Source organism: Citrobacter sp. RHBSTW-00881, assembly GCF_013728515.1.
GTDB lineage: Bacteria > Pseudomonadota > Gammaproteobacteria > Enterobacterales > Enterobacteriaceae > Citrobacter > Citrobacter braakii.
The window spans coordinates 3,177,490-3,195,347 of record NZ_CP056269.1; the positions used below are offsets into that span (position 1 = coordinate 3,177,490).

Consider the following 17,858-nt stretch of genomic DNA (forward strand, 5'->3'; position numbering starts at 1 on the left):
GGCAATCTTTAGCGGTGCGATTGCGTGGGAAATAAGATTAACGGGGAATCTGTCGCTGAGAAAATAACAGTGGCCTAAAAAAATGCCCGCTCCGGGGTGTTAAAGGAGCGGGCAGACAAACATATCCAGTTTCATGATATGTTCAAAAAGGTGTTACCGGTTCAGTTGAAATAGCGACATTCCCTGCATATCGGTAAACGTTTTGTACGATGCCTGCAGTGCGGCCTGCTGCATCACGTAGGACGAAATCGCTGCGTTCCAGTCAACATCCACCAGATTGCTCATCTGCTGAGTCTGGCCCAATGCGCGATCGGCGCCCAGTGAATCCAGTGAACTTAACTCGCTGAGCTGAGTCCCTAATTCTGCACGAACAGAAAGCACGTTATTCAATGAATTTTTCAGGCCACGACTGGTTTTATCAATGGCTGCAGCGGCGGTAGCTTTTGCCGCGTCATTGCCCTCAATCGGGGTTTTGAGCGCATCAATAGCGGTATCCAGCATTTTGAACAGGTTCTTTTCCTGAGTACCGCCGCCTGGTTCCGGTACGGCATTACTGGTCAGATTAACAAATACTTTATCGCCAGTATGACCAATAACCATAGTACGGGAGGCATCGACCTGCTGGGTCACATTTGTTGTACCGCCGCTGTAAGCGCCATCTGCCTGAGCAAACGGTGCAGATTCTGTTTTATATCCGCCAAAAATATAGCGCCCATTACCGTCGGTGCTGTTCGCCAGGTTCATCAGTTGATCGCGGATCCCCTGCAGGTCGGTGGCCAGCGATGCACGGTCGTCATCGCTTAACGTGCCATTCGCAGCATAGACAATTTTTTCCTGCGCGGTCTGAATTGCCGTCGTTACCTGACTCAGTACGTTCTCTTCCAACGACACTTTTTGCGTCGCAAATGAACGCGCCAGCGTATATTGGCTGTTCTGCGCCTGAGCTTGAGAAAGCACCACGGCCTGCGAGGCAGCGATCGGATCGTCAGATGGGTTGATCACACGTTTTCCCGTTGACATCTGCTCGCCGAACTTCATCCATTCAGCCTGAGAGTTAGTGATGCCACGCATATTCTGCTGGTACATCATCTGGGTGCTGATACGCATTGTGTCCCTCTCCCTTAGCGAATATTAATCAGTGCATCAAACAGCGCATTTGCGGTTTGCAGCACTTGCGCGTTAGCCAGGTAATACTGTTGGTAGCGCTGTAAGTTACCGTATTCTTCGTCGAGGTTGACGCCGGAAATAGACTGCTGCTGCTTATAAAGCTGCGTTACCACGTTGTTCTGGGTAATGGCGCTGGTTTTCAGCGTCGCGGTTTTGTTCCCGACATCGCTTACCAGCGTGGCATAAGCATCGTTGAAGGTCTTATTACCCACGGTAGCTTTGGTCTGCAGATCCAGCAGTTTCTGACCGTTACGGTTATCGCTTTTTCCCTTATCAATATCCGGGTCCGGATCATTTTTTGAGACCTGGGCCATGGCGATTTTCGACTCATCGGTCACCATGACTTTCATATCAACAACGGCGTTACTGACAGGTTTCACTGTGAAGCTGTCATTTGCTTTTGCGCCAGCATTTACGGTGATTTCCATCCCGTCAAAGGACATCTTCCCACCGGTAACGGTAGCTTTGAAGCTGGTATTATCCGCCAGGCGAGTAACCTGCCAGTCCGTCCCGTCATAAACGATTTTATAATCGGTCGCCTGTACAGCAGAGCTGTCGGTAATCTTCGCGCTTAACGATCCTGTTCCTGTATTTTTAGCGTTGTTGAATACTGCCGGGCTACCGATAGCAAAGAAATCCTTACCCTGATCGCCGTTCGCGTCAAAACCCTCTTTATGCTGGGTGTTAAACGCATCGGCGAACGCCAACGCCAGTTGGCCCAGCGTGTTACGCGTCTGGTCAAGCTCTTGAGAACGGAAGGTCAACAGCCCGCCCAATGAACCGGTATTCAACAGTTTTTCGGGAATTTCAACCTCGCCGGCAACCCCGTCGACGTAGGCCACTGTGGTTCGATTGGGATCGTCACTGGAGGGCACAGCCGCCAGCTGGCGTGCATTGCTGCCCTGCACCAGTGAATAGCCGTTCGCCATGGTTATGTTGTAAGTCCCACCGTCCTGAACGCTGACTTCTACACCGACAATCTGGTTCAGTTCACTGACCAGTTGGTCGCGCTGGTCAAGTAAATCGTTAGGCGATGCGCCCGCGCCGACGCCGGTCAGACGGGAAATCTGATCGTTGAGGCTGGCAATCTGTTTTGAATAGTTGTTGATCTGGTCAACGCTGGCCTTGATCGCAGTATTAACCTGCTTGTCTTGATCGCGCAGATACTGGTCAGTTGTTCTGAACTGGTTGACTAAACCATCAGCTTTACCGATCAGCGCCTGGCGCGCCGCCGGGTCTTCCGCGTTACTGACAAGCGTTTGCAGGCTGGTAAAAAAGTCCTGCATTGAGGTCGAAATGGAACTGGTTTTGCTGGAGAGCAGATTGTCGATTTTCGACATTTGTTCATAGCGCGTTGTCAGGCCGCTGCTTTGGTTCTGCGCGGCACGTAACTGATTCGTGATAAAGGAGTCATACTCGCGCTGTACGCCAGAAACATAGACGCCATTGCCAACCCAGCCCCCCGCACCCAGCGTGCTGTTCGCTTGCGCCATAATTGTCGTTTGACGGGTGTATCCGGCAACGTTATAGCTGGAGATGTTATTACTGGCAGAATTCAACGCGGCCTGCGCTGCGGCGAGTCCACTCATCGCGTTATTAATCAAGCTGGACATGGAGGTTCCTTGTAATCCTTCAATACTCGTTATTATCGGCAGCAGGTTGGTAGACTTGAGCTATTTAAAAGAGATTATCGATATTCGTACTGTAGGTTTTGCTCACTTTTTCGCTCATCGATTTCAACTGCTGGATCATGCTGGTTAATTTACGCGCATAGTTAGGGTCAGTCGCGTAACCGGCATTCTGCAAAGCCTGTGCCCCCTGCTCGGCGGTAGCAGCGGCGGTTACCGCCGCATAGCGCGGGTTACGCGATATCAGACCGACATAATCCGACAATGCCTCAAGGTAAGAGCTATAGACGCGGAATCGGGCTTTCACCTTTTTCGCCTCGCCGTTTTCATATTCGGTGGTGGTGATTTCGGTGGTTGGACCTTTCCAGCTTCCCGAAGCCTTCACGCCAAAAATGTTAAAGCTCGGTTCACCGTTCTCACGGCGGATTTGTCGCTGGCCCCATCCGGACTCCAGCGCAGCCTGCGCCAGAATCAGATGATGCGGAACCCCGCTTTGCTGACTTGCCAGCTTAGCCGGCAGCGATAGCTGGGCGAGGAAGTCTTTGCTGTCACCTGACAGCGGCTCATCATTGCTTTCCGTCGCGCGGGGAATGGCTTTACGGACCAGTTGCGTCAGCGCCTGGTTTTGATAGCTGGTCACCGTTTCCAGGGAGAACTTCATTGGCACCTGCGGCGCATCGTCTGCGGGTTGCGCCTGCCCTTCAGTCATCTGCTTAACCATCATTTCAGCCAGTCCCAGACCTTTACCTGCGGTCATCTGCTGCGCAATTTGTTGGTCATACATGCTGGTATACAAACGTGTTGAATCACTGCTAAAAACGCCATCTTTCGGCAGCGCTTCACGCATGCTTTTCAGCATCATTTGTACGAACATCCCTTCAACCTGACGGGCAACCGGGCGGATATTCGCCGCCGGGTCCTGACCCGCTTTCGCTTTCAGTTCGTTCAGTGATTGCGCATCCCAGGCGGCACTGGTCAGCAGTTTGCTGTCACCAATCATTAGATGATTTCCAGTTTGGCGCGTAAGCATCCCGCGCTCTGCATCGATTGCAGAATGGACATCAGATCCATCGGCGTTGCCCCTAGCGCATTAAGCGCACGCACAACATTGTTCAGGTTGGCGCTGGAACGCACGCTTTGCAGCGAACCGCCGCTCTGGCGCAGATCGATCTGGGTTTGAGGCGTCACCACGGTCTGTCCACCGCCAAACGGTGTATCCGGCTGGCTGACGTTCGCCTGGCGGTTTACTGTTATCGACAAGTTGCCTTGCGCGACGGCACAGCTATCCAGTGTGACTTCACGGTTCATGACAACGGATCCGGTGCGCGAGTTGATAATCACTTTCGCATCCTGCGGCGTGACGTTCACCTCCATATTCTGGATGTCAGCCAGGAAACGCACCTGCGAGCTGTTGCCGCTTGGCACGCGTACCTGAATCGTCCGGGCGTCCAGCGCAGTGGCGCTACCAAAGCCGCGCGAACGGTTAATGGTGTCGGTTATCTGCTGCGCCATAGTGAAATCTTCATTATTGAGCTGCAGATTAATGGTGTTACCGCCGCCGAACTGGCTGGGTAATTCACGTTCGATGGTCGCGCCGTTGGTAATACGTCCGCCATTGAGCTGGTTTACCTGCACGCTGCTGCCACCCGCAGCCGCGCCTGCACCGCCTACCAGAATATTCCCCTGCGCCAGCGCATATACCTGGCTATCGACCCCTTTCAGCGGGGTCATCAGCAACGTTCCGCCGCGCAGGCTTTTGGCGTTCCCCATGGAAGAGACCACCACGTCAATGGTTTGCCCCTGACGACCAAAGGCCGGGAATTGCGCGGTCACCATCACCGCCGCCACGTTTTTCAGTTGCATATTGGTGCCGGTTGGCACGGTAATTCCCAACTGCGAAAGCATGTTGTTGAGCGTTTGCGTAGTAAACGGCGTCTGGGTGGTCTGGTCACCCGTGCCATCCAAACCGACCACCAGCCCATAACCGATCAACGAGTTTTCCCGCACGCCCTGAACGCTGGTCAGGTCACGAATACGGTCGGCATGCGCAAAGGTGGTTATCAGCACCAGTACCATTCCAACTAAAGATTTAAACACTGGCTACCTCGCTTACATCGGCGACAAGTTAAGGAAGAAACGCTGCAACCAGCCCATATTCTGCGCTTCATTGATGTAGCCGTTGCCGACATACTCAATACGTGCGTCCGCAACCTGAGTTGACGGTACGGAGTTGCTGCCACTGATGGTGCGCGGGTTAACGACCCCGGAGAAGCGAATGAATTCAGTGCCCTGATTAATGGCGATCTGTTTTTCACCCACAACATGTAAGTTGCCATTCACCAGTACCTGATCGACCGTTACGGTCAGCGTACCGCTGAAGGTATTGCTGGCGTTCGCGCCGCCTTTACCGTTAAAGGTGTTACCGCCTGAAGCTTCTACGTCAGCACGCTCGTTGCCAAACAGTCCTTGCAAATAACGCGGTACGGTATCAAAACCAAAGTTGGTCTTGCCGTCGCGGCTAGCATTAGCCGAAGAACTTTTGCTCGCGCTGACGTTTTCCTGCAATACGATGGTCAACGTATCGCCAATATTGCGCGGACGGCGGTCTTCGAATAACGGCTGATAACCGTAGTTAATCGGTTGGGCCGACTGGAAGATTGATCCATTCGCCACCGGCGTCGGGCCAGGAACAGGCTGGGCAGACGTTGCGCCCTGCACGAGGGGCGTGGCCGGGATCCAGGCGCATCCTGTCAGTGAAACCACCAACAGGGCTAAAATTGGGTATGGGTGAAGCGCGTATTTTCGCATTGCGGTCATCTTCAAAATCAGTGTGCCGGTGAGGCTTTCACCCCACCGGGCCACACTTTAGAGTTGCGTCAGTTTTTGCAGCATCTGATCGGTGGTCGATACCGCTTTACTGTTGATTTCGTAAGCGCGCTGAACCTGGATCATGTTTACCAGCTCTTCCGCCACGTTGACGTTAGAGGTTTCAACATAGCCCTGGTACAGCAGACCCGCGCCGTTCAGCCCCGGAGTGCTCTCATTCGGCGCACCGGATGACTGCGTTTCGGTGTACAGATTCTCACCAATGCTTTCCAGACCGGTATCGTTCATAAAAGTAGTCAGGTTAAGCTGCCCAACCTGAACCGGTGCTGCCTGGCCCTGCTGGGTTACGCTGACGATACCGTCGCGTCCAATGGTGATACTGAGCGAGTTAGCCGGGATGGTGATAGCCGGCTGAACCTGAAAACCACCCGCTGTCACCAGTTGACCGTTCTGATCCACCTGGAAAGAACCGTCACGGGTGTAGGCGGACGTGCCATCAGGCAGCATGACCTGGAAAAAGCCCTGCCCTTTAATCGCCACATCTTTACTGTTGTTGGTCTGCGACAGGTTCCCCTGGCTGTGTAAACGCTCGGTCGCGACCGGGCGCACACCGGTACCAATCTGCAAACCAGACGGCAGTGTGGTTTGTTCAGAAGACTGTGCGCCAGGCTGGCGAATCGTCTGGTACAACAGATCTTCAAACACGGCACGTTGACGCTTAAATCCGTTGGTGCTGACGTTTGCCAGGTTGTTGGCAATCACATCCATGTTGGTTTGCTGCGCATCCAGGCCGGTTTTGGCGATCCATAATGAACTGATCATAAAATGTCCTGTATTAACTCATCGACAGCAGTTGGTTGGCGCGACCCGCGTTATCATCCACGCTACTGATAATCTTCATTTGCATTTCGAAACGACGGGCGTTGGCGATCATGTCACTCATCGCGGCTACCGGCTTAACGTTACTGCCTTCCAGTACACCCGACATAACGCGAATGCTGGGGTCAGCCTGTAACGTAGCGCCACGGGTAGCCTGCGCGGCCTGGGTCAGACGGAACATACCGTCATCGCCACGTTGCACTTCACTCCCCGTGGCCTTCACCAGTTTCAGTCGCCCAACTGGCGCAACGGTGTTAGCCGGATCGCCAGGGTTGAGCGCCGAGATCGTGCCGTCTGCCGCAATGGTGACTTCTGAACCTTCCGGTACGGCTATTGGTCCGGCTTCGCCAATCACCGGGTGTCCCTGAATGGTCAGTTCCCCCGTAGGGCTTACCTGAATGGCGCCATTTCGGGTATATCCTTCGCTACCGTCAGCGGTCTGCACAGCCAACCAGCCATCCTGTTGCAGCGCCACGTCCAGCGGACGTGAGGTATAGTCCATCTGACCCGGCGTCATATCGGCCCCCGGCGTGGAGGCCACCACCAGCGTACGCGTCGGTAAAGACAATCCTTCAACGGGAACCGCGCGCAGCGCATTGAGCTGCGCACGAAAACCCGGCGTTGAGGCGTTTGCCAGGTTGCTGGCCGTCACCGCTTGTTGATTCAGCGTCTGACTGGCCGCGCCCATGGCGGTATAAATTGCGTGATCCATTAAGCCATCCCGTCAGGCGCTTAGCGCAGGTTGACCAGCGTGTTGAGGATCTGGTCCTGGGTTTTGATAGTCTGCGCGTTCGACTGATAGTTACGCTGGGCGACGATCATATTCACCAGTTCTTTACTCAAATCCACGTTTGATGCTTCCAGCGCGCCGTTGGTCAGCTTGCCGAAGTTACCCTCGCCTGCGGTACCCAGCAGCGCCACGCCGGAAGACTGAGTAGCTGCCCAGACGTTGTCACCCTGAGAAGCCAGACCTTCGTTGTTGGCAAAGTTTGCCAGCACGATCTGCCCCAGAACCTGTTGCTGTTCGTTGGAGTAGTTACCGACCACAGTACCGTCATTGTTAATCTGGTAGCTCACCAGGTCGCCCGGCTTATAGCCATTCTGATTCGTGGCAACGATGTTGTTGGCGCCAGTGTTCTGCTGCATGGAGTTCAGGAAGCTCAGGGAGAAATTTGCCGCATCAGCACCGTTAATCTGTCCGGTTGTGATGTTGATTTCCTTTGGCCAGACGGTAGGAGGCGTTGGTACCGCCTCGGCGGCTGTGGCGCTAATCCCTAAGAACACACCATTTTCATTAAAGCGCATAAACCCTGCTGATTTTGCAGCGGCTCCGGTTGAAGCATCCTGTGTGTGAACTTCCCAGGTGTTGCTCTGCGCATTTTTGACATAAAAAATATTCATGTCATGGGCGTTACCCTGGCTATCGAAAACGGTAACGGTGCCTTTCTTGTTGTAGGAATCCGCATCGCTGGGATTAAACGGGGTCTTCGTTGGCACCTTGTCAGTGGAGTTCAGGTTGATCTGCATTGACGCAGTCGTGGTGGTTTTAGCCGCCATCAGCGTATTCGGGATAGTGATCGGCGCCGGGTTAGCACCTTGCTGTATCGTTGGCGGTGTACCGGTAGCCGGATAGCCCGTCAGCTGTAGCCCCTGCATGTTGACGATATTGCGGTTTTCATCGAGCTTGAACTGACCGTTACGGCTGTAGAAAACGGAACCGTTGCTGTCTACCATGCGGAAAAAACCGTTCTGGCTGATAGCGACATCCAGCCCGCGACCGGTGTTGGTCGTGGTACCGTCGGTAAAGTCCTGGGTAATGCCCGCAACTTTAACGCCCAGACCCACTTTAGAACCGGCGAACATATCGGCAAAAGAGGCCGTACCGGATTTAAAACCGTAGGTGGCGGAGTTGGCGATGTTGTTACCAATGACATCGAGGTTGGTCGCTGCAGCGTTCAGACCGCTGACCGCTTGTGAAAAGGCCATGACTTACTCCTGATAAGTGTGAAGGCTTAAATGATCTGCCGTACTTCGTCGAGGGTGGTGGTTCCATAGGTGCCCAGATCCAGCGTATTACCGCCGTTACTGCGAATAACGCCCTGCACCAGCGCAAACTGAAGCGGCTGAGCCACCAGTTGTGTTCCGCCATTACTGGCAGCAATTGACACGTTGTAAGAACCGCTTGGCGCATCCGTGCCATCGGTCATGGTGCCGTCCCAGGTAAAGGTATGAACGCCCGCTTTCAACCCACCAATATCAATGGTGCGTACCACCTTGCCGTCTTTATCGGTAATGGTTGCGGTAACCTTATCTGCCGGTTGCTGCAGTTCAACGCCAAACGGCGTGGTGGTGGTTTTTGCGCCCTCTTCCGTACCTTTACCGGTCAGGATGGTGGTGCCTGGGATCATGACACCGTGGCCAATCAACGTACTGGCCTGCAGCGACTGACTGTTGTCGATCTGCCCGGAGATCGATCCCAGCGTGGTGTTCAGTTTCTCAATTCCGCTCACGGTACTGATTTGCGCCAACTGGGTGGTCAGTTCGTTGTTTTGCAGCGGGTTGGTTGGATCCTGGTTTTTCAGCTGTGCAACCAGCAGCGTAAGGAAGCTGCTTTGCAGGTCCGCGGCGTTGCTGCCCGTCAGCGAACTCTTCCCCGTTGCGTCATTCACACCCGTCGTGCTCGGGTCATTCATTTTTACAGCAATAGACATGTGCGCCTCCTTTTACTGGCCTAGCGTCAGCGTTTTGAGCATCAAGCTTTTCACCGTATTGAGCACTTCAACGTTTGCCTGGTAGCTACGCGAGGCTGACATGGTGTTGACCATTTCGCCGACGACGTCCACATTCGGCATTTTTACGTAACCGTTCGCATCGGCCAGCGGATTACCGGGTTCATAAACCAACTTATCCGGCGCCTGGCTTTCAATGACGTCAGCGACTTTTACGCCACCGGTTGCCGCACCTGGCGCGGCATCAACCTGAAAAACAACCTGCTTCGCGCGATACGGCTGACCGTCAGGTCCGGTGACGCTATCCGCATTCGCCATGTTGCTGGCTGCCACGTTCAGGCGCTTAGACTGAGCCGTCAGCGCAGAGCCTGCGATATCAAAAATATTTAACAGCGCCACGAATTAGTTCCCTCCTTGCAGCACGTTCATCATGCCTTTGATTTGTCCACCCAACGCGGTCAGCCCCATTTGATACTTGAGGCTGTTGTCTGCAAATTGCGTACGCTCCCGGTCCATATCTACCGTGTTGCCATCGAGAGACGGCTGATCAGGAATGCGGTAGAGCAGTTCCGTAGAAGGAGCGGAAACGGTCTGGGCCGGAATGTGTTGTGCAGAGGTCAGCGTCAACGAGACACCGCCGGTTTCTTCCCGTCCCCGCACCATGACTTTTTTTAATTCACTGGCGAAATCCAGGTCGCGCGCCTGATACCCCGGCGTGTCGGCATTGGCTATGTTGGCCGCCAATACTTCCTGGCGTTGGGCGCGCAAATTCAGCGCTTCCTGTTGAAAACGTAAGGCGGCGTCGAGCTTATCGAGCATATCTCCTCCGCAAATGACAAAATTCAGCCGACAGCTTAAATCCCATTACGCGCGCGTTATCGCCGGAATAAACGCAAAATGCGTCGCTATTTGTTGCGTTGATGACTGCGTCACACAGGTAGAATCCTGTCACTACCTGAAAAAGCGCGAGGTTTTGATGCAAACGTTTAAACGTGGAGTCGTCGTGGCAGCACTGCTGTTCAGTCCTATGACGCTGGCGCAAGACCTGAATTCACAGCTGACGGCATGGTTTTCCCAGCGACTGGCCGGATTTAGCGATGAGGTCGTCGTTACTATCCGAACGTCGCCAAACTTATTGCCGAGCTGCGAACAACCAGCATTAAGCGTGTCCGGGAGTGCAAAATTGTGGGGTAATGTGAACGTGCTGGCGCGCTGCGCCAACGAGAAACGTTATCTGCAGGTGAACGTGCAGGCCACGGGAAACTACGTTGTTGCCGCCGCGCCCGTCGCTCGGGGTAGCGCCCTGACTTCGGCCAGCGTAACGCTGAAACGAGGTCGACTGGACCAACTCCCTCCGCGCGCCGTGCTGGATATGAATCAGGTGCAGGATGCCGTAAGCCTGCGCGATCTGGTCCCTGGTCAGCCGATACAGCTTTCCATGTTGCGCCAGGCATGGCGAATCAAGGCCGGTCAGCGCGTCCTGGTTATCGCCAACGGAGATGGCTTTCGGGTGAATGCCGAAGGTAAAGCGCTGAACAATGCCGCCGTCGCCCAGAATGCCCGAGTACGGATGATTTCAGGCCAGGTGGTGAGCGGTGTCGTCGATTCTGATGGGAATATTCTTATTAACCTATAATAGGTTAAAGATTTTTTAGCGTGTGCCGATAGATAAACAACCAATGATTACAGCGGGCCGCTATAGCGTAACCCCTCGATGAGGATAAACAAAATGAGCATTGATCGTACCTCACCATTGAAGCCAGTAAGTACCGTTCAGCCACGAGAAACCAGCGATGCGCCGGTACAAAAAACGCGGAAGGAAAAAACCACCGCCACCACCAGCACCAGCGTCATGCTGAGCGACGCCCAGGCCAAACTGATGCAGCCCGGCACCAATGACATCAATATGGAACGCGTGGAAGCACTGAAAACCGCGATCCGTAATGGCGAGCTGAAAATGGACACCGGAAAAATTGCCGACTCGCTGATCCGCGAGGCGCAGAGCTACTTACAGAGTAAATAAAGTATGACTCGTTTGTCAGAAATACTTGACCAGATGACGACCGTCCTCAATGACCTGAAAACGGTAATGGATGCTGAACAGCAGCAGCTTTCCGCAGGATATATTAACGGCAGCCAGCTACAGCGTATTACAGAAGAAAAAAGCTCTTTGCTGGCAACCCTTGATTATCTTGAGCAGCAGCGCCGTCTGGAGCATGACGCCACACGCAGCGCCAATGATGAAATTGCCGAGCGTTGGCAGACCATTACCCGGAAAACACAGGACCTACGCGAACTCAACCAGCACAACGGTTGGCTGCTGGAAGGGCAGATCGAGCGCAATCAACAAGCGATTCAAGTGCTGAAACCGCACCAGGAACCGGCGCTGTATGGCGCAAACGGTCAAACCTCTGCTGCGCACCGCGGCGGGAAAAAATTCTCTATCTGATGCTAGCCTGATAACGTTTTGCTTATCAGGCCTACGCGTTTGTAGGCCGGATACGGCGTCATGCCGCCATCCGGCATTAATCTGTTACGCCGTCCGGCGCACAAACTCTTTCACTTTAAAGCCCAGCACCGCGAGCGCAGCGAAGTAAGCAGCAATACCTGCCACCACAACGGCCATCAGACGCAGCAGACGCCATAACATCGTTCCCTGCGACCAGTCCGGCATGATGTATAGCATCCCAACCAGTGCCGCCGACATCACCAGCACAGAAATCACCAGTCGCGCCAGGAACCAGGCCCAACCCGGTTGTGGGGTAAAAATTTTCTGTTTCCGCAGTTGCCAGTACAGCAGTGAAGCGTTCAGACACGCCGCCAGACCAATCGACAGCGACAGCCCGGCATGTTTCAGCGGCCCAATAAATGCCAGGTTCATTACCTGGGTCATAATCAGCGTGACAATGGCAATCTTGACTGGCGTTTTAATATCCTGGCGCGAATAAAAACCAGGGGCCAACACTTTCACCACGATCAAGCCAATCAAACCTACCGAGTATGCCACCAGCGCGCGCTGCGTCATCGCTGCGTCAAAGGCGGTAAATTTACCGTACTGGAACAGAGAAACCGTCAGCGGTTTGGCCAGAATCCCCAACGCCACGGCGCTCGGTAATGCCAACAGAAAACACAAACGCAGGCCCCAATCCATCAGACGGCAATACTCATCATGATTACCGCTGGAAAAACTTTTGGACAGCGAGGGCAGCAGGATAGTCCCCAACGCGACGCCAAGTACGCCAGACGGAAACTCCATCAGACGGTCAGCATAATACATCCATGACACTGAGCCAGAGGCCAGAAACGAAGCGAAAATCGTATTGATGATCAGTGAAATCTGGCTGACAGATACCCCAAGGATCGCCGGGCCCATTTGCTTGACGACGCGCATCGCCCCCGCATCACGGAAGTTCACGCGCGGCAGCACCAGCATGCCAATTTTCTTCAGGTGCGGAAGCTGATAAATCAGCTGTAGCACGCCGCCAACGGTAACGGCCCACGCCAGCGCCAGCACCGGAGGGTGAAAATAAGGCGCAGCAAACAGCGCGAAACCGATCATGCTGATATTCAGAAAGGTCGGCGCAAACGCCGGAATGGAAAAGCGATTCCAGGTATTCAGGATCGCACCCACCAGCGAAGCCAGTGAGATCAGCAGAATATACGGAAAGGTGATCCGTAGCAGTTGAGTGGTCAGCGCAAATTTGTCCGCGGTGTCGGCAAACCCAGGCGCGGTGACTAAAATCACCCACGGGGCAGCCAGCATCCCGGCGACCGTCACCACGGCCAGCGCCAGAGTCAACAGCCCGGAAACGTAAGAGACAAAGACGCGGGTCGCATCCTCACCCTGCTTACTTTTATATTCGGCAAGAATAGGCACAAACGCCTGCGAAAAAGCGCCCTCAGCAAAGATTCGGCGCAGCAGGTTAGGAAGTTTGAACGCCACAAAAAAGGCATCAGTCGCCATCCCTGCGCCAAAGATTCTGGCGACAATCGCATCACGCGCAAAACCCAGCACACGTGAAAACATCGTCATCGAGCTGACGGCTGCCAGCGACTTTAATAAATTCATCTATGTTGTATTCCAGACTCTGAGGCAAAACCCCGACAAACCTGCCCGTAGGTCGGATAAGGCATGATCGCCGCCATCCGGCACTTTTGCTGTGCCTGATGGCGACGCCGTAGCGTCTTATCAGGCCGACAAACCAGCCTATGGTTGAAAAGAGGTGTTATTTTTGAGTTGGCATATAGTACCTGGATTACAATGAATTACTACCGCCAGATGTTACAGGGGGTTATTCAGCCATTGCCTCCCGCCACAGCTTTTCGACAACGCGCTGGGCCAGGAGCGCCTGCTCACCTGCCGTCTGGGGAACCGTCTGATTTTGCACGCACTCAATGAAATGACGTGCGCATCCGGCAAAACCACGCTGTTCCAGGGTAGTTTGCCAGCCTGCTACCGGCTTGTGCACCACTCCTTGCCCGCGCTCTTCCCGCCATTCCCGCATATCCGTGACGTCAATCAGGCCACCATCCGTCACCGCCTGCACGCTCTCGCGCTGGCTACCGGCGCGGCGGTGCATACTGGTCGTTACCTGCATTTGCCCGGCAGAAAAATGGTGCTCCGCATAGAGCATCGCGCCGGATTCATTGGTTAACAGCGTACCGTTATTTAACTGCACTTTCTCTCCCGCCAGCCACAATGCGGTATCGACAACGTGCAGATAGTCGTCCAGCAGAGTGAAGCGCAGATCGTGCGGCCCGACGCTGTCCGTCCGGTGCTTATCCATGCGTACGGACGCCGCATTGCCCAACTGGGATTTGAGATCCTGATACAGCGGCGCAAATCGACGGTTAAACCCCACCATCAGCGTCAGCTTTTTCCTCTCGGCCAGCTCCACCAATTGTTCAGCCTCGCGCAGGTTTTCCGCCAGCGGTTTATCCACGCACACGTGAACCCCGGCATTCAGCAGTTCGCTGACCACCGCATAGTGCGTTGCGGTACTGGAATGGACGAAAACCGCATCGCAGGTTTGCGCCAGATTAACCAGTGAATCAACGTAGGGTATCCGCCAGGTATCACAGATACGCTGCGCTTTTTCCCGCGAAGGTGAAAATGCCCCTTCCAGCGTCCAGTCTGCACTAGCGCCCAGCACGGGCAGCCAGGCCTTTTGCGCAATCCCGCCGAGCCCGACAACGCCGATACGTAATTTATTCACATTAGTCTCCCAGGTGCGCCAGCAAGGAATCAAGCCGCTGCTTAAGCTCCGCGACGTCTGTTTCCAGCGCGTCAACGCGCGCCTGTAGATCGCCCGAAGCTGCCGGAAGTTCATCTGCCGTTGTCATCGCTTCATCAACGTCACCGCAAAACAGGTGCATATAACGGCTTTCACGTTTGCCCGGCTCACGCGCCAGGCGAACGACATAAGGACCATCTTCCCGGGTTGCCAGTTTCTCCAGTGTCGACTCTACTTCGGCCATGTCGCTGAATTCGTACATCCGGGAGGCGCGGCTACGTAGCTCACCTGGTGTTTGAGCGCCACGCAGCAACAGCGTGGTAATGAGCGCAACTTCCCCCGCGCTGAGCTTAAGATTGCCAAATTCAGAGTTGCAGAAACGCTGTTCATATTTCGTGACGCGATTACCAAAGCCACTCACCGTACGCAGGAAATGCCGTTTCACCAGGTTATCAAGCTGATCCTGCACGTCAGATTCCGACAGGTTCATCACGGGTTCACGATTCGTTTTTTGATTGCAGGCGGTTACGACTCCGTTTACGGAGAGCGGATACTGTTCAGGCGTAGTCACTTGTTTTTCTAATAAACAGCCAATCACCCGTGCTTCGGTGGCGGTTAATTCGTATTTCATCGTCTTCTCCATTAATCATGGCTGCATCTGAAACTTAGCGGCCGGGGGTCCATTCTGATGTGGTCAACGCCGTCAGCACGTGATCGCGCCACTGCCCGTCAATCAGCAGGTAGTTTTTGGCATACCCTTCTTTTTCAAAACCCAGTCGCGCCAGCAGGTCACCGCTGCGTTTATTATGTGGCATGTAGTTAGCCATAATGCGGTGAATATGCTGCGTGCGCTGCATATAGCGGATGGCCGAGGTTAAGGCTTCATACATCAGCCCCTGCCCCTGCCACTTCTGCGCAATGGAGTAACCGAGATAACAGGCGTGGAAAGATCCCCGCACGACGTTCGAGAAGTTCGCGACGCCAATAATCTCTTTTTCTTCCGGATCGAGCAGCGCAAAGTAATAAGCGGTGCCCTGTTTATGAAACTCAGAGATCATGCTCAGACGTGCCTGCCAGCCTGACGGATAACAGTGGCTTTCATCGCGAATAGGCTCCCAGGGTTTTAAGAAATGACGATTTTCTGCGTAATAATCTGCCAGACGCCAGGCATCACGCTCATGCACTAAACGCACGACCAGGCGGTCCGTGGTTAAGCGCACTTTTGGCACGTTACTGCGATAGCCAAACATTCTATACCTACTCCTTCCCGTAACGTCTTCAATACGCTATTCGCATTACTATACCTGCGCAAATACGCCCTGTGAAAAGAGCAAAATGCCATTTTTTGAATTATTCACACATTTTGATGAAAACTCTCTATCAAGACGGACTTTTGATAAAAAAATATTGTCCCGCGAAGGGTGGGAAAAGCGATGACGACACCGCAGAATAGGAGGTGCTTATCTTTTAAACTCTATCCAGAGTGACGAGTTTTTCCCTGGAGGGGAAATGTCGCAAGTCTCGCAGGCAAGGAACCTGGGTAAATACTTCCTTCTTATCGATAACATGCTGGTCGTGCTGGGTTTCTTCGTCGTTTTCCCGCTGATCTCAATTCGTTTTGTCGATCAAATGGGCTGGGCTGCCGTGATGGTCGGTATCGCGCTTGGATTACGTCAATTTATCCAGCAAGGTTTAGGTATCTTCGGCGGTGCTATTGCTGACCGTTTCGGGGCAAAACCGATGATCGTCACCGGCATGCTGATGCGCGCTGCCGGATTCGCCACCATGGGCATTGCCCATGAACCGTGGCTGCTGTGGTTTTCCTGCTTTCTTTCCGGGCTGGGCGGCACGTTGTTCGACCCTCCCCGCTCGGCGCTGGTGGTCAAACTGATCCGTCCGGAAAAGCGCGGGCGTTTTTTCTCTATTCTGATGATGCAGGATAGCGCCGGGGCCGTGGTTGGCGCGTTGCTCGGCAGTTGGTTATTGCAATACGATTTCCGTCTGGTGTGTGCCACCGGCGCAATTTTGTTCGTTCTGTGCGCGGCGTTTAACGCCTGGCTACTTCCGGCATGGAAGCTGTCAACGGTGAAAATTCCTGTGCGCGAAGGAATGAGCCATGTGATGCATGACAAGCGCTTTGTCACTTATGTGCTGACGCTGGCGGGCTATTACATGCTGGCGGTACAAGTGATGCTGATGCTGCCAATAATGGTGAACGACATCGCTGGGTCACCGGCCGCAGTGAAATGGATGTATGCCATCGAGGCGTGCCTCTCTTTAACGTTGCTCTACCCGATTGCCCGCTGGAGTGAAAAACGCTTTCGCCTTGAGCATCGCCTGATGGCCGGTCTGCTGGTGATGTCTGTAAGCATGATGCCCATCGGCCTGGTCGGGAATTTGCAGCAGCTGTTCACCCTGATTTGCACGTTCTATATTGGCTCAATCATCGCAGAACCGGCGCGTGAAACCCTGAGCGCCTCGCTGGCAAATGCACGTGCCCGGGGAAGCTATATGGGTTTCAGTCGACTGGGACTCGCCATCGGCGGCGCCATTGGTTATATCGGCGGCGGCTGGCTGTTTGACATGGGTAAAACCCTGGCACAACCTGAGCTGCCCTGGATGATGCTCGGTATTATCGGCTTCATCACTTTCCTGGCGCTGGGCTGGCAATTCAGTCTCAAACGCCCAACGCGTGGTATGCTGGAGCCTGACGCCTGATAGCCAATCTGGCGTACGCGCATTTTTCAGTTTTTTCTGCTGTTACCCGCAGCGCTGGTGCTCGATGATGCTTTGTGTCACGATTACACCACAAGCATCATGTTGAGGAACCCCATGAAAAAGTTTTTTTTTGCCGCTGCACTAATTGTCAGCGGCCTGTTGGTTGGTTGTAATCAACTCACGCAATACACGGTTAGCGAGCAAGAGATTAATCAGGCCCTGGCGAAGAATAATAACTTTTCTAAAGATATCGGTTTGCCTGGCGTCGCTGAAGCACATATCGTACTGAACAATCTCGCCAGCCAGATAGGCCGTGAAGAACCCAATAAAGTGACGCTGACCGGAGACGCCAACCTGGACATGAACTCCCTGTTTGGCAGTCAGAAAGCAACCATGAAGTTGAAGCTAAAAGCCTTACCGGTTTTCAATAAAGAAAAAGGCGCGATTTATCTGCAAGAAATGGAAGTCGTGGACGCTACCGTCACGCCGGAAAAAATGCAGTCGGTACTGCAAACGCTGATGCCTTATTTAAATCAGTCGCTGCGCAACTATTTCAACCAGCAGCCGGCATACATTCTACGGGATGACAGCAGCCAGGGGGAAGCGCTGGCGAAAAAACTGGCGAAAGGCATTGAGGTGAAACCGGGAGAAATCATTATCCCGTTCACCGACTAATA

Annotated in this window: 20 protein-coding genes; 5 read left to right on the plus strand and 15 right to left on the minus strand. The window is 53.8% G+C overall.

Annotation, left to right across the window (positions count from 1 at the left end):
- Nucleotides 1–153 precede the first annotated feature (153 nt).
- The 11 genes from flgL to flgB form a co-directional block, all read right to left on the minus strand.
- Nucleotides 154–1,107 carry a flagellar hook-associated protein FlgL gene (gene flgL, locus HV311_RS15395; protein ID WP_094761485.1) on the minus strand — a complete coding sequence of 318 codons (954 nt, stop codon included), beginning with the start codon at nt 1,105–1,107 and terminating at the stop codon, nt 154–156.
- A gap of 14 nt (nt 1,108–1,121) precedes the next feature.
- Complete coding sequence (gene flgK, locus HV311_RS15400) at nt 1,122–2,780, minus strand: flagellar hook-associated protein FlgK (protein WP_046274758.1); 1,659 nt, start codon at nt 2,778–2,780, stop codon at nt 1,122–1,124.
- A gap of 64 nt (nt 2,781–2,844) precedes the next feature.
- Nucleotides 2,845–3,795, minus strand: a complete 951-nt coding sequence (gene flgJ, locus HV311_RS15405) for a flagellar assembly peptidoglycan hydrolase FlgJ (protein ID WP_016152632.1) — start codon at nt 3,793–3,795, stop codon at nt 2,845–2,847.
- A complete protein-coding gene (locus tag HV311_RS15410) occupies nt 3,795–4,871 on the minus strand; it encodes a flagellar basal body P-ring protein FlgI (RefSeq protein WP_019076467.1) in 1,077 nt (358 codons plus the stop codon). Before HV311_RS15410 ends, flgJ begins: the two co-directional genes overlap by 1 nt.
- A gap of 33 nt (nt 4,872–4,904) precedes the next feature.
- Nucleotides 4,905–5,603 carry a flagellar basal body L-ring protein FlgH gene (flgH, locus tag HV311_RS15415; protein WP_016152630.1) on the minus strand — a complete coding sequence of 233 codons (699 nt, stop codon included), beginning with the start codon at nt 5,601–5,603 and terminating at the stop codon, nt 4,905–4,907.
- Between the two features lie 57 nt (nt 5,604–5,660).
- Nucleotides 5,661–6,443, minus strand: coding sequence for a flagellar basal-body rod protein FlgG (flgG, locus tag HV311_RS15420; RefSeq protein ID WP_003036202.1), 783 nt, complete (start codon nt 6,441–6,443; stop codon nt 5,661–5,663).
- A gap of 13 nt (nt 6,444–6,456) precedes the next feature.
- Entirely contained in the window at nt 6,457–7,212 is a 756-nt protein-coding gene (locus tag HV311_RS15425; protein ID WP_016156188.1) for a flagellar basal body rod protein FlgF, read from the minus strand.
- Between the two features lie 20 nt (nt 7,213–7,232).
- Nucleotides 7,233–8,486, minus strand: coding sequence for a flagellar hook protein FlgE (gene flgE, locus HV311_RS15430; RefSeq protein WP_016152628.1), 1,254 nt, complete (start codon nt 8,484–8,486; stop codon nt 7,233–7,235).
- A gap of 26 nt (nt 8,487–8,512) precedes the next feature.
- Nucleotides 8,513–9,211: a flagellar hook assembly protein FlgD gene (gene flgD / locus HV311_RS15435; RefSeq protein WP_016152627.1), complete on the minus strand. Its 699-nt coding sequence runs from the start codon at nt 9,209–9,211 to the stop codon at nt 8,513–8,515.
- Nucleotides 9,212–9,223: 12 nt separating this feature from the next.
- The gene (gene flgC / locus HV311_RS15440; protein WP_006685091.1) at nt 9,224–9,628 is read right to left on the minus strand and encodes a flagellar basal body rod protein FlgC; all 405 of its coding nucleotides are present in this window, start codon (nt 9,626–9,628) and stop codon (nt 9,224–9,226) included.
- A 3-nt stretch (nt 9,629–9,631) separates the two neighbouring features.
- Nucleotides 9,632–10,048 carry a flagellar basal body rod protein FlgB gene (gene flgB, locus HV311_RS15445; protein WP_016152626.1) on the minus strand — a complete coding sequence of 139 codons (417 nt, stop codon included), beginning with the start codon at nt 10,046–10,048 and terminating at the stop codon, nt 9,632–9,634.
- 157 nt (nt 10,049–10,205) lie between these two features.
- Here flgB and flgA point away from each other — a divergent pair, with 157 nt between their 5' ends.
- The 3 genes from flgA (at nt 10,206) to flgN (ending at nt 11,678) form a co-directional block, all read left to right on the plus strand.
- Nucleotides 10,206–10,865, plus strand: coding sequence for a flagellar basal body P-ring formation chaperone FlgA (flgA, locus tag HV311_RS15450; protein WP_016156187.1), 660 nt, complete (start codon nt 10,206–10,208; stop codon nt 10,863–10,865).
- Nucleotides 10,866–10,958: 93 nt separating this feature from the next.
- Entirely contained in the window at nt 10,959–11,252 is a 294-nt protein-coding gene (flgM, locus tag HV311_RS15455) for a flagellar biosynthesis anti-sigma factor FlgM (protein WP_016152624.1), read from the plus strand.
- 3 nt (nt 11,253–11,255) lie between these two features.
- Nucleotides 11,256–11,678 (plus strand): flagella biosynthesis chaperone FlgN, encoded by a 423-nt coding sequence (gene flgN, locus HV311_RS15460; RefSeq protein ID WP_016152623.1) that lies wholly within the window; start codon nt 11,256–11,258, stop codon nt 11,676–11,678.
- An 84-nt stretch (nt 11,679–11,762) separates the two neighbouring features.
- Here flgN and murJ read toward each other — a convergent pair whose 3' ends face one another.
- The 4 genes from murJ to rimJ all read right to left on the minus strand — a co-directional run bounded on the left by murJ (nt 11,763) and on the right by rimJ (nt 15,713).
- Nucleotides 11,763–13,298 (minus strand): murein biosynthesis integral membrane protein MurJ, encoded by a 1,536-nt coding sequence (murJ, locus tag HV311_RS15465; RefSeq protein ID WP_016152622.1) that lies wholly within the window; start codon nt 13,296–13,298, stop codon nt 11,763–11,765.
- Between the two features lie 223 nt (nt 13,299–13,521).
- On the minus strand, nt 13,522–14,445 hold the full coding sequence (locus HV311_RS15470; protein ID WP_191220143.1) for a Gfo/Idh/MocA family protein: 924 nt from the start codon (nt 14,443–14,445) through the stop codon (nt 13,522–13,524).
- A gap of 1 nt (nt 14,446) precedes the next feature.
- Entirely contained in the window at nt 14,447–15,094 is a 648-nt protein-coding gene (locus HV311_RS15475; RefSeq protein WP_131405800.1) for a YceH family protein, read from the minus strand.
- 34 nt (nt 15,095–15,128) lie between these two features.
- On the minus strand, nt 15,129–15,713 hold the full coding sequence (gene rimJ, locus HV311_RS15480) for a ribosomal protein S5-alanine N-acetyltransferase (protein WP_191220144.1): 585 nt from the start codon (nt 15,711–15,713) through the stop codon (nt 15,129–15,131).
- A gap of 259 nt (nt 15,714–15,972) precedes the next feature.
- Between rimJ and mdtH the strand changes: the two genes are divergently transcribed.
- Both mdtH and HV311_RS15490 read left to right on the plus strand, forming a co-directional pair.
- Nucleotides 15,973–17,181 carry a multidrug efflux MFS transporter MdtH gene (mdtH, locus tag HV311_RS15485; protein ID WP_191220145.1) on the plus strand — a complete coding sequence of 403 codons (1,209 nt, stop codon included), beginning with the start codon at nt 15,973–15,975 and terminating at the stop codon, nt 17,179–17,181.
- 114 nt (nt 17,182–17,295) lie between these two features.
- On the plus strand, nt 17,296–17,856 hold the full coding sequence (locus HV311_RS15490) for a lipoprotein (RefSeq protein WP_016152618.1): 561 nt from the start codon (nt 17,296–17,298) through the stop codon (nt 17,854–17,856).
- The last annotated feature ends 2 nt before the right edge of the window (nt 17,857–17,858 follow it).